We start from the raw sequence: 20,925 nt of genomic DNA, 5'->3' as shown, positions 1-20,925 counted from the left end.
GTTGCTTTTCTCCTCTACTCGTCCCCACGCAAAGCGTGGGAACGATCATTACGCCTGAACGCTAAGGCCGTATTCGGCGGACGCATCCTGCAACCACAACCACCAGTAATCCGAGAAGCTGCGACGGATCAGCAGTTCCCAGGTGTCTTCGGCGGTGTGGCGGATCATCAGCTGCGACTTGGCGAACACCGTGCCCACAGCCTTGCCGACCGGAAAGTTGTTCGGGTGCACGTCGTAGCTGGTGGATTTCATCAGCACCTGACGCACGTTCGGGCCGCTCAACTCCAGCACTTGCTGGCCGCCGCTGACGTTGACGATTGCGATGTGCAGATCGCCCAGCGCTTCGCGCAGTTTCTGCTCGGCGGCGAATTCTTCACCGCTCGGCACGATCAGCAGCCACTCGTCCGGGCCCATCCATTGCAGGCTGGTTTCACCTTTGACGATCACACTCAGGGCGCCCGGCAATTCAATTCCCAGCGCCTTGTGCACACCGGCGGCGAACGCGGCATCGTGGCCGTCGCCCCGGATGGTCAGATGACCGAGGAGTTTCTTCTCGCGCACGGTCACGCCGGCGGTCTTGCGGCCCTTGCCGACCAGGCTGGCGAGGTCGGCGTGATGCAGCGACGACTCGGCCTTGGCCCCGGTGGTTGGGCGTTGTTGGTAAACGTTGGCTGCGGTCATAAAGCACCCTTCCTGAATTCGGTGTCGCTCCCGCGCCAGGCGCGGGAGCGATCAATTAGATGTTCTGGCGATCGCCTTTCGGATCGAAGAACACCGAAGAAACGATTTCCGCCTCGATCACGCTGCCGTCCGCCAGCGGTGCGAACACCCGCTCGCCCAGACGCTTCAGACCGCCCTTCACCACGCCCATGGCAAACGAATAGCCGAGGGAGTTGTGCGCGTAGCTGGAGGTCACGTGGCCGACCATGGTCATCGGGATCGATTGCTTGGTGTTGAACACCAGCTGTGCACCTTCCGGCAGCCAGACGTTCGGATCGATCGGTTTCAGGCCCACCAGCTGTTTACGCTGGTCACGCACGCAGTCTTCACGGTTCATGCCGCGCTGGCCGATCCACGAGAACGGTTTGGTGCGACCGACGCACCAGCCCATGTTCAGGTCGTCCGGGGTCATCGAGCCGTCGGTGTCCTGGCCGACGATGATGAAGCCCTTCTCGGCCCGCAGAACGTGCATGGTCTCGGTGCCGTACGGGGTCAGGTTGTACTGCTTGCCCGCCTCGACGATTTTTTCCAGCACGCCCATCGCGTAGTCGGCCTGGACGTTGACTTCGTACGACAGCTCACCGGTGAACGAGATGCGGAACACCCGCGCCGGCACACCGCCGACCAGACCTTCTTTCCAGGTCATGAACGGGAACGCTTCGTTGGCCAGGTCGATGTCAGTCACGGCGCTGAGCAGCTTGCGGCTGTTCGGGCCGGACAGGGTCATGGTCGCCCAGTGGTCGGTGACGGAGGTGAAGTAGACCTTCATCTCTGGCCATTCGGTCTGGTGGTACAGCTCCAGCCATTGCAGTACGCGAGCCGCACCGCCGGTGGTGGTGGTCATGACGAAATGGTTGTCGGCCAGACACGCCGTCACACCGTCGTCGAAGACCATGCCGTCTTCCTTGCACATCAGGCCGTAACGGGCCTTGCCCACGTCGAGCTTGGTCCAGGCGTTGGTGTACACGCGGTTGAGGAACTCACGGGCGTCCGGGCCCTGGATGTCGATCTTGCCCAGGGTCGAAGCGTCCAGCAGACCGACGCTGTCGCGCACGGCCTTGCATTCGCGTTTGACGGCGGCATGCATGTCTTCACCGTTTTTCGGGAAGTACCACGGACGTTTCCACTGACCGACGTCTTCGAACTCGGCACCGTTTTTCAGGTGCCATTGATGCAGTGCGGTGTAACGCACAGGTTCGAAAATGTGCCCACAGTGACGACCGGCTACCGCGCCAAACGTCACCGGCGTGTAGTTCGGACGGAACATCGTGGTGCCCATCTGCGGGATGGTCACGTTCAGCGAGCGGGCGGCAATCGCCAGGCCGTTGACGTTGCCGAGCTTGCCCTGATCGGTGCCGAAGCCCAGCGCGGTGTAGCGTTTGACATGCTCGACCGACTCGAAACCTTCGCGGGTCGCCAGTTCGATGGCGGCTGCGGTCACGTCGTTCTGCAGGTCGACGAATTGCTTCGGCGCCCGTGCGGTGGCTTTTTCGTGCGGCACCTGGAACAGCGCCAGCGTCGGTTCTTCCAGACGGCTGAGGGCTTTCGGCAGCACCGCTTCGACGTTCTGGAACCCGGCTTCGGACGCAGCGCGCACGCCGCCTTCAAAACCGTCAGCCAGCGAATCGCCAAGACCGTAGACGCCGTTGATGCCACCGACGCACACGCGTTTCTGCGGTGCCTCGCCCGGTACGAAACCGAGGATGTCTTCGCGCCAGATCGGCTTGCCGCCGAGGTGCGACGCCAGGTGGACCACCGGGCTGTAACCGCCGGAGCTGGCGATCAGGTCGCAGTCGAGCCATTCACCCGGGCTGGTGACCTTGTGGCCTTTGACATCGATCGCCGCCACGCGGGCAGCGGTCACGTGCTTGCTGCCACGGGCCTCGATCACGGCGCTGCCGGTGAGGATGCGAATGCCTTTGGCGCGCGCTTCTTCCACCAGCGCGCCACGCGGATTGCTGCGGGCATCGGCGATGGCGACCACTTGCAGGCTGGCATCGAGCCAGTCCAGCGCCACGCGATAAGCGTGATCGTTGTTGGTCGACAGCACCAGTTTTTTGCCCGGTGCCACACCATAACGGCGCACGTAAGTCGACACGGCACCGGCCAGCATGTTGCCCGGCACGTCGTTATTGCCGTAGACCAGCGGACGCTCGTGAGCACCGGTCGCCAGCACCACACGCTTGGCGCGCACGCGGTGGATGCGCTGACGCACCTGGCCGATCGGAGCGCGGTCGCCGAGGTGATCGGTGAGGCGTTCGTGAATGGTCAGGAAGTTGTGGTCGTGATAACCGTTGACCGTGGCGCGCGGCAACAGCAGCACGTCCGGAGTGTTCTTCAATTCGGCAACGACACTGGCAACCCACTCCACCGCTGGCTTGCCGTCTAGGCTTTCGCGGGAATCGAGCAGGCTGCCGCCAAACTCTTCCTGTTCATCGGCCAGGATGACACGCGCACCGCTGCGTGCAGCGGCCAGGGCAGCGGCCAGACCGGCCGGGCCGGCGCCGACGATCAGCACGTCGCAGTGCTGGTTCATGTAGTCGTAGGTGTCCGGATCGTTCTCGGTCGGCGAACGGCCTAAACCTGCGGCCTTACGAATGTACTTCTCGTAAGTCATCCAGAACGATTGCGGGTACATGAAGGTTTTGTAGTAGAAACCCGGCGGCATCAACTTGCCGCCGACCTTGCCGAGAATCCCCATCATGTCGTTGTTGACGCTCGGCCAGCCGTTGGTGCTGGTGGCGACCAGGCCCTGGTACAACGCCTGTTGCGTGGCGCGTACGTTAGGAATCTGGGTGGCTTCAGTAGCACCGATCTGCAGCACCGCGTTCGGCTCTTCGGCCCCGGCGGCGAAGATGCCCCGTGGACGCGAATACTTGAAGCTGCGGCCAATGATGTCGACGCCGTTGGCCAGCAGGGCTGCGGCCAGCGAGTCGCCTTCAAACCCTTTGTAAGTCTGGCCGTTGAAGGTGAAGCTCAGCACTTTGTTGCGGTCGATCCGTCCACCGTTGGACAGGCGATTGGTCTGGCTCATACCTTCTCTCCCAGCGCCGTCGTGGCTGTTTTCGCAGTGTCAGCCTTGTCGGTGAATTGCGGCTTGGTGCCGATCTTGTAGGTTTCGAGAATCTCGTAGGTCACGGTGTCGCGGGTGACGTTGAAGTACTGGCGGCAACCGGCGACGTGATCCCACAACTCGTGGTGCAGACCGCGCGGGTTGTCGCGGAAGAACATGTAGTCGCCCCACTCCTCGTCGGTGCAGCTTGCAGGGTCCAGAGGACGCGGGATGTGCGCCTGGCCGGATGCGTGGAATTCCTCTTCGGAGCGCAGTTCGCCGCAGTGAGGACAGAAGATATGCAACATGGGATTTCTCCTGTTAGTGGGCGACAGCCGCAGCGCCGTGTTCGTCGATCAACGCACCGTTGTGGAAACGGTCGATGGAGAAAGGTGCGGCCAGCGGGTGCATTTCACCCTTGGCCAGACTCGCGGCAAACACGTTGCCCGAGCCAGGTGTGGCCTTGAAGCCGCCGGTGCCCCAACCGCAGTTGAAGAACATGTTCGGCACCGGGGTTTTCGAAATGATCGGGCAGGCGTCCGGCGTGGTGTCGACGATGCCGCCCCACTGACGGTTCATGCGCACCCGCGACAGCACCGGGAACATCTCGACGATGGCCTGAATGGTGTGCTCGATCACCGGGTACGAACCGCGCTGGCCGTAGCCGTTGTAGCCGTCGATACCGGCGCCGATCACCAGGTCGCCCTTGTCGGACTGGCTGATGTAGCCGTGCACGGCGTTGGACATGATCACGCTGTCGATAATCGGTTTGATCGGCTCGGACACCAGCGCCTGCAGCGGGTGCGATTCGATCGGCAGACGGAAACCGGCGAGCTTGGCCATGTGCCCGGAGTTACCGGCGGTGACCACGCCGACGCGCTTGGCGCCGATGAAGCCCTTGTTGGTTTCAACACCGATGCACACGCCGTTTTCCTTGCGGAAACCGATCACTTCGGTCTGCTGAATCAGGTCCACGCCCAGGGCGTCGGCGGCACGGGCAAAGCCCCACGCCACGGCATCGTGACGGGCCACGCCGCCGCGACGCTGAACGGTTGCGCCCATCACCGGGTAACGGGTGTTTTTCGAGCAGTCGAGGTACGGAATTTCGTCCGCGACTTGCTTGGCGTTGAGCAGTTCGCCGTCGACGCCGTTGAGGCGGTTGGCGCTGACCCGACGCTCGGAATCACGAATGTCCTGCAGGGTGTGGCACAGGTTGTAGACACCGCGCTGGGAGAACATCACGTTGTAGTTCAGGTCCTGAGACAGGCCCTCCCACAGTTTCATCGCGTGTTCGTACAGGTGCGCCGACTCGTCCCACAGGTAGTTGGAGCGAACGATGGTGGTGTTGCGCGCGGTGTTACCGCCGCCCAGCCAGCCCTTCTCGACCACGGCCACGTTGGTGATGCCGTGTTCTTTGGCCAGATAGTAGGCCGTCGCCAGACCGTGCCCGCCGCCGCCGACGATGACCACGTCGTAGACCTTTTTCGGGGTCGGCGTGCGCCACATGCGCTGCCAGTTTTCGTGGTGGCTGAGGGAGTGTTTGAAGAGGCCGAAGCCCGAATAGCGTTGCATAGTCATGTACTCCAGAACGCTCAGCGATAAACCGGGAAGTCAGCGCACAGGGCCGAAACCTGCTGGGCGACGTTGGCCTCGACATCGGCATCGCCGAGATTGTCGAGGATGTCGCAGATCCAGCCGGCCAGCGTCACGCACTGGGTCACCTTGAAGCCGCGAGTGGTCACCGCCGGGGTGCCGATGCGCAGGCCGGAGGTCACGAACGGCGACTGCGGGTCGTTCGGTACGGCGTTCTTGTTGACGGTGATGTGCGCGCGACCGAGGGCAGCGTCTGCGTCCTTACCGGTGAGGCCCTGACGGATCAGGCTGACCAGGAACAGGTGGTTGTCGGTGCCGCCGGACACTACATCGTAGCCACGTTTGATAAATACGCTCGCCATCGCCTGGGCGTTGTCGATCACTTGTTGCTGATAAGCCTTGAAGCCCGGCTCCAGCGCTTCCTTGAAGCACACGGCCTTGCCGGCGATGACGTGCATCAGCGGGCCGCCCTGGGCGCCGGGGAATACCGCCGCGTTGAGCTTCTTCTCAATTTCGTCGTTGGACTTGGCCAGGATCAGGCCGCCACGCGGACCGCGCAGGGTCTTGTGAGTCGTGGTGGTGACCACGTCGGCGTACGGCAGCGGGTTCGGGTACAGACCGGCAGCCACCAGACCGGCCACGTGGGCCATGTCGACGAACAGCAGCGCACCGACCTTGTCGGCGATCTGACGGAAGCGCGGGAAGTCGAGGGTTTTCGAGTAGGCCGAGAAACCGGCAACGATCATTTTCGGTTTGCACTCGACGGCCAGACGCTCGACTTCGTCGTAATCGATCAGGCCGGTCTTGGTGTCGATGCCGTACTGCACGGCGTTGTACAGCTTGCCCGAGGACGAGACCTTGGCGCCGTGGGTCAGGTGACCACCGTGGGCCAGGCTCATGCCGAGGATGGTGTCGCCTGCTTGCAGCAGGGCCAGGTACACGGCGCTGTTGGCCGAAGAACCGGAGTGCGGCTGGACGTTGGCGTAATCGGCGCCGAACAGTTGCTTGGCGCGTTCGATGGCCAGGGCTTCAACCTTGTCGACGTGCTCGCAGCCACCGTAGTAGCGCTTGCCCGGATAGCCTTCGGCGTATTTGTTGGTCAGGCCGCTGCCTTGCGCTTCCATGACGCGTTTGCTGGTGTAGTTCTCCGACGCGATCAGCTCGATGTGATCTTCCTGACGTTGCTCCTCGGCATTCATCGCCGCCAGCAGTGCATCGTCGTAACCCTGGATCTGGTCTTGCTTGCTGAACATCGCGTCTCTCCCAGCGGCATCTGTGCGCCATTCGTCTCGGTAAGGCACGGCGTTCAGCCAGTGCCCTTTGATGCGATGGTATGGCCGGCGCAGGGAGGTCAAATGCCTACGGACGCCACGCAAAGGTGCGTTTACGACATGGCGGCGGCGACGGACTCAAACAAGCAGCTGGCGCAAGCCCAGAAGAACCATGAAATGCACGGGATAGAGCGCATACGCCCAGCGCCGCATGGGTGGCGCGTGGAGGTAAGTGGCGTGTCGCAACAGGAACATTCCGAGCAGTGGCGCGATCAGGCAGGTCGCAATCCCGAGGATGGCGACCAGGTTGCCGAACTGCGCGGATTCGTAGAGCACCCGCCATTGATTCGCGGCCAGACACAGCAGGCCCGGCAACAGGCTGAAAAACCGGGGTTTACGAAACACCAGCAACATCGCCAGTGGCAGCAGGACGCCGAACAGACCGAACATCAGTCGCTCCGGGAACAACGTCGCCACCAGCAAGGCGCTGACGCCGAGCAGTCGCGAAATCAGCGCTCGATCCTGCCAGCCCCGCGCCACCAGCAGGCCCAGCGCCAGCGTGGGCATCACGTTCAACGTGTCGGGCTCGGGAATGTACAAACGATAGGGAATCTCGCTGAGCAGGCTGAACAGTAACAACCAGCCCAGATAGCGCCATTCGGTCTTGCGCGCGCCGTCCCGTGCCAGATTCGCCGCCATCGCCAGGCAGAACCACGGGAACGCCAGCCGTCCCGGCACATACAGCCAATCGGCGCTGATCCCGACATATCGCAGGTGATCGAGCAGCATGCTCAGCAGCGCCAGCCACTTGAGCAGATCGAGTGCGCCGTCGCGCTGGCTCAGGTGCATAATCGGCTCGCATCCCTGTAATGTTCTGTCAGCGACATCCCGTGTGCTCCCCGGATGATCTTCGGTACAGTGCGCACCATCATTGACCCCACGAAGCGCCACAAGCGCCTCGATCACGGAAGCCGGCCATGACCGACAAGAGCCAACAATTCGCCAGCGACAACTACTCCGGTATCTGCCCCGAAGCCTGGGCTGCCATGGAACAGGCCAACCACGGCCACCAGCGCGCCTATGGCGACGATGAGTGGACAGCACGCGCCTCCGATTATTTCCGCAAGCTGTTCGAGACCGATTGCGAAGTGTTCTTCGCCTTCAACGGCACCGCCGCCAACTCTCTCGCGCTGTCGTCGCTGTGCCAGAGTTACCACAGCGTGATCTGCTCGGAAACCGCCCACGTCGAAACCGACGAATGCGGCGCACCGGAGTTCTTCTCCAACGGTTCGAAACTGCTGATCGCCGGCACCGAAAACGGCAAGATCACCCCGGCCTCGATCCGCGAAGTCGCGCTCAAGCGCCAGGACATCCACTACCCGAAGCCACGCGTCGTGACCCTGACCCAGGCCACCGAAGTCGGCAGCGTCTACACCCCGGAAGAAGTTCGCGCCATCAGCGACACTTGCAAGGAGCTGGGCCTGAACCTGCACATGGACGGCGCACGTTTCTCCAATGCCTGCGCATTCCTCGGCTGCTCGCCGGCGGACCTGACCTGGAAGGCCGGCGTCGACGTGCTGTGCTTCGGCGGCACGAAAAACGGCATGGCGGTGGGTGAGGCGATCCTGTTCTTCAACCACAAACTGGCCGAAGACTTCGACTACCGCTGCAAACAGGCCGGGCAACTGGCCTCGAAAATGCGCTTTCTGTCCGCCCCGTGGGTCGGCATCCTGGAAAACGACGCCTGGCTCAAATACGCCCGCCACGCCAACCACTGCGCGCAATTGTTGGCCGAACTGGTCAGCGACATCCCGGGCGTGGAACTGATGTTCCCGGTCCAGGCCAACGGCGTGTTCCTGCAACTCTCGGAACCGGCCATCGCCGCCCTGACCGCTCGCGGCTGGCGCTTCTACACCTTCATCGGCAAGGGCGGCGCGCGCTTCATGTGCTCGTGGGATACCGAAGAAGAACGCGTACGCGAACTGGCACGCGACATCCGCGAAGTCATGTCGGCCTGATTTATCCCCTACTCCTGATCGTTCCCACGCTCTGCGTGGGAATGCATACCGGGACGCTCCGCGTTCCTGCCTCACCACCGATGCAACGCCTGCCACCGTCATGACGCGGAGCGTCGAGGGCTGCATTCCCACGCGGAGCGTGGGAACGATCAAAAGCTGCAGATGACTTTTCCCACCGCCGCCACAGACTCCGCCTCTAGCGCGATCACTCCGGCCACCTCACTCTGATCGTTCCCACGTCGAGGCGTCGAACCGTCTGCGTGGGAATGCATCCGGGGACGCTCCGCGTTCCTCTCAGCAGCACCGCAAGATTCAAGGATGAATCCCATGGGCCGAAGCCGCTACACCATCACCGAACCCGAAAAGCCTCACTTCCTGACCTGCACGCTGGTGGAGTGGCTGCCACTGTTCGTCCGCCCTTACCTCGTCGACCACCTGCTTAACTGTTGGCGCTATCAACAAACCCACCAGCAACTGAAGCTCTACGGCTACGTGATCCTGGAAAACCACCTGCACTTCGTCGCCCAAGCGCCTGACCTGAGTAAATGCCTGAGCCAGTTCAAATCCTTCACCGCCCGACAGATCATTGATGACCTGCAAAGCAAGGGTGCCGAAAGAGCACTGAGGCGCCTTCGCTTCAGCAAACGGGCACACAAGGAAGATCGGGTGTATCAGATGTGGCAGGAAGGTGCTCACGCGGAGATGGTCTATAGCGAAGAAGTCATGCGCCAGAAACTCGATTACATCCACAACAACCCGGTAAAGCGTGGCTATGTGGAGTTGCCGGAGCACTGGCGGTATTCGAGTGCCCGAAATTATGCAGGGCTGGACGGGCTGATCGAGGTTCAGCTCTGGTACTGAAGCCTCCAATATCCCACTCGCAGATCGTTCCCACGCTCTGCGTGGGAATGCATACCGGGACGCTTCGCGTTCCTGCCTCACCACCGATGCAACGCCTGCCACCGTCATGACGCGGAGCGTCGAGGACTGCATTCCCACGCGGAGCGTGGGAACGATCAAACGCACTGCTTGGGATTGATCAGGGACGGGCTGCTTGCGCTCCATCGTCTACATTGTCTGTCGAGCCATCGCTCACATAACAATAAGCAGGAGCTTGCGCATGTCGCTAAAAGGCAAAACCTTGTTCATCACCGGCGCCAGCCGTGGCATCGGGCGCGAGATTGCGCTGCGGGCTGCACAGGACGGGGCCAATATCGTGATCGCGGCCAAGAGCGCCGAACCGCACGCCAAGTTGCCCGGCACCATCCACAGCGTCGCCGCTGAAGTCGAAGCGGCCGGCGGCAAGGCCCTGGCGTTGCAACTGGATGTGCGCGATGAAGACGCGGTGCGTCAGGCGCTGGCTCAGGCCAATGAACATTTCGGCGGGATTGATGCGCTGGTGAACAACGCCGGGGCGATCAAGTTGACCGGTGTGCAGCACATCGAACTCAAGCGTTTCGACCTGATGCACCAGATCAACACCCGCGCGGTGTTGCTGTGTAGCCAGGCCGCTCTGCCCTATCTGAAAAAGTCCTCCGGGCACATCCTCAACCTGTCACCGCCGCTGAATCTGGCCAGCAAATGGTTCGCGCAATACAGCCCCTACACCGTGACCAAGTACGGCATGAGCATGCTGACGGTGGGCATGAGCGAGGAGTTCGCCAACTACGGGATCAGTGTGAATTCGCTGTGGCCGCAGACCATGATCGCCACGGCGGCGATCGAGTTTCAGCTGGGCAATCGTGAGTCGTTCAAGCATGCGCGGACACCCGCGATCATGGCGGATGCAGCGCATGTGATTTTGAGCAGTAGCGAGCGGCGGATTACCGGGCGGTTGTTGATTGATGAGGAGATTTTGCGGGAGAGCGGTGTGACCGAATTTGATCATTACCGCTTTGAGCCAGGGCGTGATGCGAAGTTGATGACGGATTTGTTCGTCGATTGAACGACAAACCTGTGGGACCGAGCCTGTTCGCTCCCACAGGTTTCATGCCGGCATCAGTACTCGATACGAACGTCGCCCTTCGGCACGCTGCAGCAAGAAAGAATGTACCCCTCCGCCTCGTCGTCCTCGGTGATCCCACCGTTGTGATCCATCTCCACCTCGCCGCCCAGCTTGAGCACCTTGCACGTTCCGCAGATCCCCATGCCGCAGGCTTTCGGGATCATCAGGCCGACCTTCGCAGCCGCCGCATGCACGGTCTCGCCCGGCGCAACGCGGATGCTCTTGTCCGATGAGGTGAATTCCACCAGGTGCAGATCCGCCGCCGGCACTTCCGGTGCTTCCGCTGCCTGTTCCGCCTGCTCCACCGCATCGGCGCGGGCTTCCGGTGGCGTGGCGCCGAAGGATTCCTCGTGATAGCGCTTCATGTCGTAGCCGGCGTTTTCCAGCAGGCGCTTGACCGCCGTCATGTACGGCGTCGGGCCGCAGCAGAAGACTTCGCGCTCGAGGAAGTCCGGCACCATCAGTTCCAGCATCTTGTGGTTGAGGTAGCCGCGATAGCCGGCCCACGGCTCGCCCAGCCCGTGTTTCTCGCAGATCAGGTGCAGGCTGAAGTTGTCGATCCGCGACGCCATGTGCTCCAGCTCGCGGTGGTAAATGATGTCTTTCGGCGAGCGGGCGCTGTGGATGAACGTCATGTCGACGTTGCCGTTGGTGTCGTAGAACCAGCGCGCCATCGACATGCACGGCGTGATGCCGACGCCACCGCTCAGGTACAGCACTTTAGGGCTCGGGAAGTCGATGGCGTTGAACAGACCGACCGGCCCGTGCACTGCCAGCTCCTGGCCCTCATGCAGCGTGTCGTGCAGCCAGTTGGACACCTTGCCCCCCGGCACGCGCTTGATGGTCACCGAAAAGCTGTACGGCACCGACGGCGAGCTGGAGATGGTGTACGAACGCATGATCGGCTGGCCTTCGATCTCCAGCTCCAGGGTCACGAATTGCCCGGGCTTGAAGAAGAACAGAATCGGCTGGTCGGCCATGAAACAGAAGGTGCGCACATCCCAGGTTTCCTGGATGACTTTGACGCAACGGACGATGTGTCGGCCATTGGCCCAGGTCTGGGTGGTGACCGGATTCAGGAAGCTGTTCGACATGCTGTTCTCCACGGCCGACTGTCGGCCTTCATGTGGCGATTCTGCGTATAGCGCAGACGGCCCGTTTACCTATCCGCGACATTGACATACTTATCGCGACCAGCCCCCAACCACCGGGGGTTGCGCGTCGGGAACAGATTGCACCATGTCGCCCATGGATAAGGTTCCGGGCAGCGGCGGCCCCACACTCGCCCCAAGACAAACAGATTCTTTACACCTTGCGTAGCACCCCTTAGCCGCACACCCGATCAGCCACTTTCGCGGCCACGCAGATGGCCTTGAGGATTACATCGATGGACACCGCAAAAATCAGCCTGGGCGACCCGCTGGAACCCGCACGCAAGGCCACCGCACAAATGCTGCAGGAGCGCGAGCGCACCTACTCCCTGCCGCAGCCGTTCTACAGTGACGAGCGGCTGTTCGATATCGACATGCAGGAGATCTTCCAGAAAGAATGGTTGATCGCCGGCATGACCTGCGAGATCCCGGCCAAGGGCAACTACATCACCCTGCAGATCGGCAAGAACCCGATCATCGTCATTCGCGGCGCCGACGGTGTGGTGCACGCATTCCACAACGTCTGCCGCCACCGTGGTTCACGCCTGTGCACCAGCGACAAGGGCAAGGTCGCCAAACTGGTCTGCCACTACCACCAGTGGACGTATGAGCTGGACGGTCGCCTGCTGTTCGCCGGCACCGAGATGGGCGCCGACTTCGACATGAAGCAGTACGGCCTCAAACCGGTGAACGTGAAGACCGCCGGCGGCTACATCTTCATCAGCCTGGCGGAGAACCCGCCGGCCATCGATGACTTCCTGTCGACCCTGAACCACTACATGGAACCGTACGACATGGAGAACACCAAGGTGGCGATTACCACCACCTTGATGGAGAAGGCCAACTGGAAACTGGTGCTGGAAAACAACCGCGAGTGCTACCACTGCGGCGGCTCGCACCCTGAGTTGCTGAAAACCCTGCTGGAGTGGGACGACGTCACCGACCCGCGCGCCGATCAGGCGTTCAAGGATCACGTCGCCGCCTCCGCTGCTGCCTGGGAAGCCGAGAAGATCCCTTACGCCCACGCCAGTTTCGGCCTGCGCAACCGCATCGTGCGCATGCCGCTGCTCAAGGGCACCGTGTCGATGACCATGGACGGCAAACAGGGCTGCGCCAAACTGATGGGCCGGATCAAGAACCCGGACCTGGGCTCGATGCGCATCCTGCACCTGCCGCACTCGTGGAACCACTGCATGGGCGACCACATCATCGTGTTCACCGTGTGGCCGATCAGCGCCCAGGAAACCATGGTCACCACCAAATGGATGGTGCACAAGGATGCCGTCGAAGGCGTGGATTACGACGTCGAGCGCATGCGCCAGGTGTGGGACGCGACCAACGATCAGGACCGTCGTCTGGCCGAAGAAAACCAGCGCGGGATCAACTCCACCGCATACCAGCCGGGCCCGTACTCCAAGACCTATGAGTTCGGCGTGGTCAACTTCGTGGACTGGTACAGCGAGCGGATGCTGAGCAACCTCGGGGCCGAGCCTGCACCGTATCTCAAAGGTGTTCCGGTTCAGGGCTGATTCGCGTCATTGATCGTTCCCGCGCCCTGCGCGGGAACGATCAAACGGATCATTTCGATGACCACCTCACCGATCCATCCTCGCCAATAAACTCCTCGAAAATCTCTTCCCCCACCAACCTGATTTTGGCGTACCCGTTCAAAACCCTTAGCGGGTAGTCCGGATCGTTCGCATCCTTCGTCTCCGAAAACAGCACCCGCGAATGTCCGTTCAGCTCGCTGGTGGTGCCGTAGGGAATCGCCCCGTGCCCGGCGCAGCGCGCATGCAACCCGCCCTGGGTCGCGTAGACGATGCCGTTGTGCAGATGCCCCCAATACCAGTAATCCGGCTCACGCCCCAGTGCATCGCACACCGGTTGATACAGCGCGGTCTTGTTGTGCCCGGTGATGTCGAAGCCCTGATGGTGGCTGAGCACCATGAGTTTCTTGCGTTTCGGCAGCCCTTTCATCCACTCGATCTGCGGCTTGTTCAGCGTGCCGTCCATGTACAGGTTCATGACGTCCGAGGCGTACGCCGTGTCCAGCCCGACAATCAGCCAGTCGTCGTTGATCAGGGCGAAGTAGCTGGTGCCCTGCTGCCCCGGAAAACGTGCGGCCAGCTCTTTGAAATAACCGTGGGCGCCGCTGTACATCTCGTGGTTGGAATTGAGGGTGAACGAGCCGTGGGTGCCCATCGGCCAACCGGCCATGTCGGTGTCTTCCTGGGAGTGGGTGCCGGCGTAATAGACGTCCCCCAGGTGAATGGTGAAATCGGCATTGGCCAGTTGCATCTGGTTGGCCACCGATACCGCCGGCGCGTGGCTGTTGAACGGCCCGGTGCCCCAGTCGCCGGCAATCGCCAGCGTCACTTCGCGCTCCATTTTCACCAGCGCCGGATCGGTGCCAAAGGTCGCGTGATGGCGCAGGTTTTCGATCCATTTGAGCAGCGCCTCGCTCCACAACAGATCCAGCAGCTCCCATTTGCGACAGCCCAGCAGCGTGCCGTCCTTGAGCACCTTGGTTTGCAGTTGATCGGGCGATTGCGGCAGCGGCGTCGCGTTGCCGATGCGCAGGATCGACAGGCCATGGGACAACTCCCACGGCACCGCCGGTTCGTCGTCCGGCAGCTCGCCGTGCTTGAGCACGTATTGCGCCTGATCGTGACCGCGCTGGAGCAACTTGATGATGGCCTCGAATTCCTTGGGTTCGAGTTCGCTGATGAGCTTCATCCAGGCCATTTCGATGCGCGTGAACAACCCGTGCAGGCGCACCTTGACCTTGTCGTATTCGTGTTTCAGATGACCGACCGCTGACATGACGTAATCCTCTATCCGTAAGGGTTCACAGGGTTTTCATGAATTCGATCAGCGCACGCTTGTCGTCGTCCGACAGCGTCGTGCCGTACAGGTGACCGCTGTTGTGGTTGCCTTCCAGGCGCGTGTCGTACGTGAAGTCCGCCGAGGCCTTGGCCTGGGCGCCACTGGTCACGAAGCCGACGTTGACCGGGTCGTAGACATCGGAGCCGGTGATGAACACCTGCGGACGTTTTTCCGGCGGTTGCAGCAAGTCCCACAATGTCGGCACCGAGCCGTTGTGCAGGTACGGCGCGCGCAGCCAGATGCCGTCGGTGGGCGTGTTGCTGTAGCTCTGGGTCTTGCGATAAGCGCCGAAATCGAACGGCGGTTTTTTGAAGGTGTGGAACGCCGCCACCAGCCCGGTGGTGAACGAGTTCAGCCGGTGCGGATCGGTGCCGAGCTGGTCGATGTTGGTGGTGACCTGCCCGGTGTCGACACGACCGAAATCGTGACAACCCGCGCAGTTAGCCTCCCACACCGGTTTGCCCTGGGCGACCTTGGCCTGATCCAGTGCCCACGGCCACGCCGGCGCCTTGTGCCCGAGCAGCCAGTTGGTCACCCGGTTGAAACTCGGCGGCAGCACCGATTCCGGCGTCGCGCCCACGGCCATCGCAGCCGCGTAGTTGCGCTCGTGGATCTTGTTGTTATTGCCGTCCCAGTGCAGGTACATCGACTCCCGGGGTTTCTGGTTCCACACTTGCGGCAGGTCGACGGTGCCGATGGTCGAGTCATCCGGGAAGCCGAACACCACCATTTTCGTCGGGTTGAAGGTGTCGGTACGCCCCGGTCCCTGCTGCGGGCGCAGCTTCTGCCAGGCGTAGGCCTGCTTCTGTTTGAGCAACGCGGTCTTGGCCATCGGGATGATCAGGTAGCGGTTGTAGATCCGCTCGAAAAAGCCCAGCTGGAACTTGCTGTTGATCGCCGCCATCACCGCGTCGGTGGTGAATTTCGGATCGCTGGCGCAATCGTAGGCGAACCACTGGAAGGCTTGCAGTTGCAGGGTGTTGGCCGGTGCGCTCGGCACATTCACCGCGACGTCGCTGGCATTCGCCCGGTAGGAACCGGTGTGGCACAGCGCGCAGTTCGGCTCGACGGTCGGGTAGCCGATCTGTCGCTTGGCCATGCCGATCGGCAGGTCCTTGCCGTTCTCGAACAGGAAACCGAAGACTTCCCAGCCACCGGGTTTCGGCAGTTTCTCCGGGCACATCTGCGGCAATACCGAGAACAGGTAATAAGGAATCCGCGCTTCGATACCCAGACCAATCGCGGCGTATTTGTAGTGATCTTCGTCGGAGGCGTAGTCCTGCTCCGGCACCACGCGCAGCATCTGATACCAGGTCTGGTAACCGATGAACGCCAGCAGCGCCACAACGATCAGCGTGCCGACCTTGAACGCGTGACTCTGCCACTGCCGCGCCCACGCTGCCCGCCATTCGCGCCAGCCGTCACAGAGCAGCGCCAGTGGCCGGTTTTCAGGGGTGGTGCCGAGGTACAGCAGGATGCCGAGGATCAGGAAAAAGCTCAGGTCGCCCATCAGCATCGGCACGAACACCGAACCCTGGCTGCTGGTGTTGATCAGGTAGATCCAGAACGCCACGGCGATCAACCGCGTCAGCACACAGAGCCAGGAATGCACCACATAGCGCGGTGCGTTGAAGCCCGACGGCATGTAGAACACGCTGATGCCCACCAGCAGCATCCCGGCGTTTTCCAGCCAAGGGTCGGAGAGTTGCGGCGGCAGGCCGACCACCGATGTCAGCAACCCCGGCGCGAACAGCGCCGGGATCGCGAACACCATGTTCATGGCGATGCCGAGCCAGATGAAGCGTTGAAACCAGCGGATGTAGCTGTCCATGTCATCCATTTCCTTGTGCAGACGGGAGAGGTGTAGCGCCTGACCTGTCGCCATCGCGAGCAAGCTCGCTCCCACAGAGAGCGCAGCCATGCTCAGAATTTGTGCTCGACACAGTCCCCTGTGGGAGCGAGCTTGCTCGCGATGGCAGTCGACTCGGTCTGAGATCAACCGAGGGCTGTTTTCTCCAGGTGTTCAAGGATGATCGGATACACATCGACCACCGCGTTCTTGCCGAACATGCAATCGATGTGGCCGTAACCCGGCACCACATGCCGGCTGTAGCGTTCCGGCCCGTGCTTCTCGCAAACCCGCTGATAAGTCTTGAGCGTGCTCTCCGGCAGATAACACTGGTTGTCGGCACCGCTGATGAAGCAGATCGGCATGGTCAGCCGATCGAAGTGCGGCATGTACACATCGTGCCCTTTGAAATCCACCAGATGCCCTTTGCGCACGATCAGCGCCAAGTGCTCGAAGGTCTCGATGTTCGACTCGCCGAACAGTTCGTGCAGGTTGTCGTGCAGGGTTTCGTTGAGGGTGTCGTGGCGATACAGCGAGGCGTACATGAAGGTGATGCGGTGGCACACCGGGTTGGTGCAATAGCCCTGGGCTTCGATCCGCGCGTAGCCGTTGAGCGCCTTGTCGTAGAGCCGGTTGAACCAGTTCTCCTTGCTGTCGGCGTAGGCCGTCATGGATTTGATGCCGATCGCGTCGAGCATTCCCGGCAAGTGCAGACCGGCCTTCAGCCCCGTCGCCGTCGCGACCACCGTGTCGGCGGCAATCTGCGAGCAGACCACCGAACGCACGCCCTGCAAACCGGCGAGCAACGACATGAAGAACGTGGTCGCGCCGTAGCAATGCACCACGCACTGCACGTCTTTGGCTTTGGTTTCCTGCTGGATCTGTGCGATGGCGGCCTTGAAGTCGTACTGGGCGATCTGGTCGCCGTTCCATTCCTTCTTGCTTGCCGGCAACAGGATGCTCACCCGGAAATCCAGCAGCCACACGTCGTAGTCGTGCTTGCAGAGAAACTCCAAAAGGTTGGTCTGGATCGTATCGGTGGAAAAGATATTCGAGCCCACACCCAGACCATGCACCAGCATCACCGGGCCTTTGCTGCCGGCCTGATAGCGGGTCAGGCGCAACTGCACGTCGTCTTCGGTGGAGAAGAAATGCACGGCCGGCGTCGGCGCATCCAGTGGCCGTTTCAGCCGTGGCGGCGCGTCGGGATTGAAGTATTTGTCCCCGGCAAACACCCCGCCATAACTCTCCCAGAGAATCCCGGCGAAGAACTTGCCGAACCGCGCCAGCCCTTCGATGTGCTCACGCTCGTTGCGCGCATTGAGGACTTTCATGGTGGTCATCTGCTTGGCGAAGTCGGTCGGTTTGATGTGCATCACCCCGGAGCCGATCACCTCGCCGGTCTTGTCCGGCCCGCGATACAGCGTCACGTAGAGGGTGCTGGTGTCGTGCCAGATATTCAGCACGCCGTTGTCTTCCGGCACAGTCTTGAAGGCGCTGAAGAAATAATCGTGGCCGTCCTCGGCGGTCAGTTTCATGTCGTATTTCATGTGGCGCGTGTCGACCTGCTGCTCGAACTGCTCGAACAGGTTGAACACGCCGTTGCTGGCGGTCAGCGGTTCCGGCGACAGCGCCGGGGCGATCACCGTGCCGACGATGGTCGCGGCGTGCTCCGGTTCCTTGATCATCCGGTTGAGGTCGTTGGCGGTGATGGTCAGGGTGAAGTCGATCGGCGAGTTGTCCGCCTCGCCACGTTTGGCTGCCGCCTCATAAACCTTCAGGTCGGTGCTTTGCGCGGCGGTGAAGGCGCGGGAGAAGTAGCCTTTCATGGTTTCGGTGAACTGCACGCCGAGGGTTGGCGGTGCGGTCTGTCTGCGCGGCGCCGACGGCAGCGTGTAGTCGATCGTCCAGCCACGATCGGCGGCCAGCAGGCCCATGTTGCGCTCGCTCACGGCGGAGATGGTCAGCAGCGGGTTGACTGCCAGTGACGTCGGGATCACCGCGCCGTCGGTCACGTACAGGTTGGCGTAGACATCGGTGCCACTGGCGCCACTGAACACCTGACCCTTGTGGTTGACCACGCCTTGCGCGGCGTCTTCGCCCATCACGCAACCACCCAGCGGATGTACCGAAACGATGCTGTGCTTGAGCAGCTTGGTCCAGATCGGATTCTCGACCCAGATCCCGCCCAGGGCCTTGGTGCTCTGGTACAGCCGTTCGTTGCCGATCTTGAAGTTTTCCTGCTCGCCGACGCCCGGCCAATCGATGCGCAGTTGATCCTTGCTGTCGAGGACCATGCGTCCCTGGCCGCTGTCGTGGCTCATGATCAGGTAGGTCTGCATGTTGTGCAGTGCGCCGTGATAAGGGCCGCGCAGGAAGCTTTCGGCTTCGCGCTCCTTGTACTTCACCTTGCCGCTGAAGCTGTCGTCGGTGACCTTGCCGATCATCTCGGCGAACCCGGCCATCGCCGGCACCATCGGCCGGCCGAGCGCGCCGGGGATCGAACCTTCCTCGATGACCATCCGACTGCTGCGGTCACCCTCGGTGCGCATGTCGATGATCGAGGTGATGCACGGGCCGACCGGTTGCACTTCCTTGGCCGAATGCGCGCCGAAACCGATGCCGTTGATGGTCTGCTCACAGTTGTGGCCGAAGCCGAGGATGTCGCCGTTGCCGCTCATGTTCTCGCCGAGTTGGCCGGACATCACCAGGCCTTTGTCCCGCGAGCGCAGCAGAATTTCGGTGGAGCCGAGGGTGCCGGCAGAAACCACCACGATGTTAGCCTTCACGAACAGCGTCGGCGCGTCGAATTTCTCGCGGCCGCTGTCCAGATACTGGAAGTGCACGATCCAGCCATTGCCGTCGCGCTCCAGATGCCGCACCTGGGCCTGGCAGAAAATCTCCGCGCCGTGATTGGTGGCGTCCGGCAGATAGTTCATCAGCGTGGTGTTCTTGGCCTTGTTGTTACAGCCCGAAACGCAGTCGCCGCAGTGGTTGCACGGCAACTGCTCGACGCCGACGTGGTTGAGGTTGTTGGGCAGCTTGTCGAAGGTCACGTTGATCGGCGGCTTGTAGAAGTGCGCGCCTTGCTTGAGGAAGTCTGCGGATTTTTTATTGGCATCGAGTTTCGGCAGGTTTGGCGAGGTGCTCGGGTAGGGATTGGGCTTGAGCATCTCCCGAGCCTTTTGGTAACCCAACTGGAGCAAGCCGTCGTGGTCTTCGCGCACCGCCAATGGCCAGCGCGGATCCTGGAACACATCAACGGTCGGCTCCAGGGAAACGTTGGCATTGATCAGCGACGTGCCACCGAGTCCGCAACCGACCACCACGTTCTGCTGGGCGTTGACGTGCAAGTCGAACAATCCGGTGCGCGAGCCGATGTGGCCGTCCGGGTCGTGTACCTGCAACTCTTCGGTCGCGGCGATCATGGTGTTGGGGTATTCGCCGGGCTGGATCTCCCGGCCGCGTTCCAGCAGACAGACCTTTTTACCGGCCCGGGACAGGCGCGACGCGGCAATGCCGCCGCCGTACCCGGAGCCGATGACGATCACGTCGTAGTGTTCCTTGATGTCGCTGATGGGTGTTGCGATCCGTGTCATGAGGTGGTTCCTCTCTCAGGCAGATGGGGCAACTCTGCGGTTGCCTGCAATCAATGGGCGAACGGGCACCTGGCCTCCGGGGAATCCCGACGGCAGTACAACGGTTTGGGCAGGAATCAGGCGCTACAGGCGGGCGTGCTGATTGGCGGCACGACGCAACGTGCGCTTTCGCGGCGAAGGTGCCGGCAGAGCGCGAAGCGCGCAGGGAATGAGGGCCAGGCGGTGTGGCTGGGTATCCATCACGCGTTCTCCCTGAACCAGATGTGGATAAGTGACGGCTGTCCTTGTGCCATTGCAGTGAAGACAGGCACCGGATCGAAGTCAAGGCAGCCTCTTAGAACTGTATGAAATCTGATCAATTGCCTTTTGGACTAAGCCCGCCGGGGGTTGCAGGGTTTGGCGAACAAGTTATCCACATAGCCACCCACAGCTAATGGGGACAACTGTGGATGACCTGGAAAAATAATCGGGGTTTTGTGAAGAAAATTCGTGACTTATCCAGAAGCAGGGTTTCCATTGGCGATTGATTGTTTTTTGATCAATCGCCTACATTGCACGAATTACGTGGCTTGCAGAGGATGGCGAACACCTTATCCACAGAAGCGCCAACAGAGTTCGGGGGTAACTTGTCGGGTGCTGTGGAAAAGCGCTGGAGGCGTTGATAAATCGGGGTTTGCGTGGAGGTTGGTGGGTTAAAACGCTGAATTGAACGTTTTTTGATCAGATCCTTGTAAGCCACGGTTTATAGGGCTCTTAGCGGATAGCGAACATCTTATCCACA

General features: G+C 61.5%; 14 protein-coding genes. 4 read left to right on the top strand and 10 right to left on the bottom strand.

The window, feature by feature from the left end; translation table 11 throughout:
* Positions 1-48: 48 nt before the first annotated feature.
* The 6 genes from AC1Q9F_RS24905 to AC1Q9F_RS24880 all read right to left on the bottom strand — a co-directional run bounded on the left by AC1Q9F_RS24905 (position 49) and on the right by AC1Q9F_RS24880 (position 7,485).
* Complete coding sequence (locus AC1Q9F_RS24905) at positions 49-681, bottom strand: sarcosine oxidase subunit gamma (RefSeq protein ID WP_064599941.1); 633 nt, start codon at positions 679-681, stop codon at positions 49-51.
* Positions 682-736: 55 nt separating this feature from the next.
* Positions 737-3,754: a sarcosine oxidase subunit alpha gene (locus AC1Q9F_RS24900; RefSeq protein ID WP_492621143.1), complete on the bottom strand. Its 3,018-nt coding sequence runs from the start codon at positions 3,752-3,754 to the stop codon at positions 737-739.
* The gene (locus tag AC1Q9F_RS24895; protein ID WP_007959805.1) at positions 3,751-4,080 is read right to left on the bottom strand and encodes a sarcosine oxidase subunit delta; all 330 of its coding nucleotides are present in this window, start codon (positions 4,078-4,080) and stop codon (positions 3,751-3,753) included. Before AC1Q9F_RS24895 ends, AC1Q9F_RS24900 begins: the two co-directional genes overlap by 4 nt.
* A gap of 13 nt (positions 4,081-4,093) precedes the next feature.
* A complete protein-coding gene (locus AC1Q9F_RS24890; RefSeq protein WP_003206307.1) occupies positions 4,094-5,344 on the bottom strand; it encodes a sarcosine oxidase subunit beta in 1,251 nt (416 codons plus the stop codon).
* Positions 5,345-5,364: 20 nt separating this feature from the next.
* Positions 5,365-6,618: a serine hydroxymethyltransferase gene (gene glyA / locus AC1Q9F_RS24885; protein ID WP_492621142.1), complete on the bottom strand. Its 1,254-nt coding sequence runs from the start codon at positions 6,616-6,618 to the stop codon at positions 5,365-5,367.
* A 156-nt stretch (positions 6,619-6,774) separates the two neighbouring features.
* The gene (locus AC1Q9F_RS24880) at positions 6,775-7,485 is read right to left on the bottom strand and encodes a TraX family protein (protein ID WP_492621141.1); all 711 of its coding nucleotides are present in this window, start codon (positions 7,483-7,485) and stop codon (positions 6,775-6,777) included.
* 128 nt (positions 7,486-7,613) lie between these two features.
* On the opposite strand from AC1Q9F_RS24880, the gene AC1Q9F_RS24875 reads away from it, so the two are divergent.
* From AC1Q9F_RS24875 to AC1Q9F_RS24865, 3 genes are all read left to right on the top strand, one after another.
* Positions 7,614-8,654, top strand: coding sequence for a threonine aldolase family protein (locus tag AC1Q9F_RS24875; RefSeq protein WP_007959802.1), 1,041 nt, complete (start codon positions 7,614-7,616; stop codon positions 8,652-8,654).
* A gap of 327 nt (positions 8,655-8,981) precedes the next feature.
* Positions 8,982-9,515 carry an REP-associated tyrosine transposase gene (locus AC1Q9F_RS24870; protein WP_492621140.1) on the top strand — a complete coding sequence of 178 codons (534 nt, stop codon included), beginning with the start codon at positions 8,982-8,984 and terminating at the stop codon, positions 9,513-9,515.
* A 259-nt stretch (positions 9,516-9,774) separates the two neighbouring features.
* The gene (locus AC1Q9F_RS24865; protein ID WP_207984167.1) at positions 9,775-10,599 is read left to right on the top strand and encodes an SDR family oxidoreductase; all 825 of its coding nucleotides are present in this window, start codon (positions 9,775-9,777) and stop codon (positions 10,597-10,599) included.
* A gap of 53 nt (positions 10,600-10,652) precedes the next feature.
* Here AC1Q9F_RS24865 and gbcB read toward each other — a convergent pair whose 3' ends face one another.
* On the bottom strand, positions 10,653-11,753 hold the full coding sequence (gbcB, locus tag AC1Q9F_RS24860) for a glycine betaine monooxygenase reductase subunit (protein ID WP_007959796.1): 1,101 nt from the start codon (positions 11,751-11,753) through the stop codon (positions 10,653-10,655).
* A gap of 293 nt (positions 11,754-12,046) precedes the next feature.
* Between gbcB and gbca the strand changes: the two genes are divergently transcribed.
* Positions 12,047-13,339: a glycine betaine monooxygenase oxygenase subunit gene (gene gbca, locus AC1Q9F_RS24855; protein ID WP_492621139.1), complete on the top strand. Its 1,293-nt coding sequence runs from the start codon at positions 12,047-12,049 to the stop codon at positions 13,337-13,339.
* Between the two features lie 49 nt (positions 13,340-13,388).
* Here the strand turns inward: gbca and AC1Q9F_RS24850 are convergent, their stop codons facing one another.
* From AC1Q9F_RS24850 to AC1Q9F_RS24840, 3 genes are all read right to left on the bottom strand, one after another.
* Positions 13,389-14,633: a metallophosphoesterase family protein gene (locus AC1Q9F_RS24850; RefSeq protein ID WP_207984170.1), complete on the bottom strand. Its 1,245-nt coding sequence runs from the start codon at positions 14,631-14,633 to the stop codon at positions 13,389-13,391.
* A 25-nt stretch (positions 14,634-14,658) separates the two neighbouring features.
* A complete protein-coding gene (locus tag AC1Q9F_RS24845; RefSeq protein WP_492621138.1) occupies positions 14,659-16,527 on the bottom strand; it encodes a c-type cytochrome in 1,869 nt (622 codons plus the stop codon).
* A gap of 164 nt (positions 16,528-16,691) precedes the next feature.
* Positions 16,692-20,144, bottom strand: coding sequence for a GMC oxidoreductase (locus tag AC1Q9F_RS24840; protein WP_492621137.1), 3,453 nt, complete (start codon positions 20,142-20,144; stop codon positions 16,692-16,694).
* Positions 20,145-20,925 lie beyond the last annotated feature (781 nt).

The organism is Pseudomonas sp. GW823-FHT04A03, assembly GCF_058796615.1.
The sequence above is the reverse complement of the archived record's forward strand: the minus strand, read 5'-3'. Positions and strand labels throughout refer to the sequence as shown.

Bases quoted from the DNA above. Each gene is read 5' to 3' on its own strand.
- AC1Q9F_RS24890 (WP_003206307.1), bottom strand. From the start codon at position 5,344: ATGCAACGCTATTCGGGCTTCGGCCTCTTCAAACACTCCCTCAGCCAC.
- AC1Q9F_RS24840 (WP_492621137.1), bottom strand. From the start codon at position 20,144: ATGACACGGATCGCAACACCCATCAGCGACATCAAGGAACACTACGAC.
- AC1Q9F_RS24880 (WP_492621141.1), bottom strand. From the start codon at position 7,485: ATGCACCTGAGCCAGCGCGACGGCGCACTCGATCTGCTCAAGTGGCTG.
- AC1Q9F_RS24895 (WP_007959805.1), bottom strand. From the start codon at position 4,080: ATGTTGCATATCTTCTGTCCTCACTGCGGCGAACTGCGCTCCGAAGAG.
- AC1Q9F_RS24905 (WP_064599941.1), bottom strand. From the start codon at position 681: ATGACCGCAGCCAACGTTTACCAACAACGCCCAACCACCGGGGCCAAG.
- AC1Q9F_RS24850 (WP_207984170.1), bottom strand. From the start codon at position 14,633: ATGTCAGCGGTCGGTCATCTGAAACACGAATACGACAAGGTCAAGGTG.
- AC1Q9F_RS24900 (WP_492621143.1), bottom strand. From the start codon at position 3,754: ATGAGCCAGACCAATCGCCTGTCCAACGGTGGACGGATCGACCGCAAC.
- glyA (WP_492621142.1), bottom strand. From the start codon at position 6,618: ATGTTCAGCAAGCAAGACCAGATCCAGGGTTACGACGATGCACTGCTG.
- gbca (WP_492621139.1), top strand. From the start codon at position 12,047: ATGGACACCGCAAAAATCAGCCTGGGCGACCCGCTGGAACCCGCACGC.
- AC1Q9F_RS24870 (WP_492621140.1), top strand. From the start codon at position 8,982: ATGGGCCGAAGCCGCTACACCATCACCGAACCCGAAAAGCCTCACTTC.
- AC1Q9F_RS24875 (WP_007959802.1), top strand. From the start codon at position 7,614: ATGACCGACAAGAGCCAACAATTCGCCAGCGACAACTACTCCGGTATC.
- AC1Q9F_RS24845 (WP_492621138.1), bottom strand. From the start codon at position 16,527: ATGGACAGCTACATCCGCTGGTTTCAACGCTTCATCTGGCTCGGCATC.
- AC1Q9F_RS24865 (WP_207984167.1), top strand. From the start codon at position 9,775: ATGTCGCTAAAAGGCAAAACCTTGTTCATCACCGGCGCCAGCCGTGGC.
- gbcB (WP_007959796.1), bottom strand. From the start codon at position 11,753: ATGTCGAACAGCTTCCTGAATCCGGTCACCACCCAGACCTGGGCCAAT.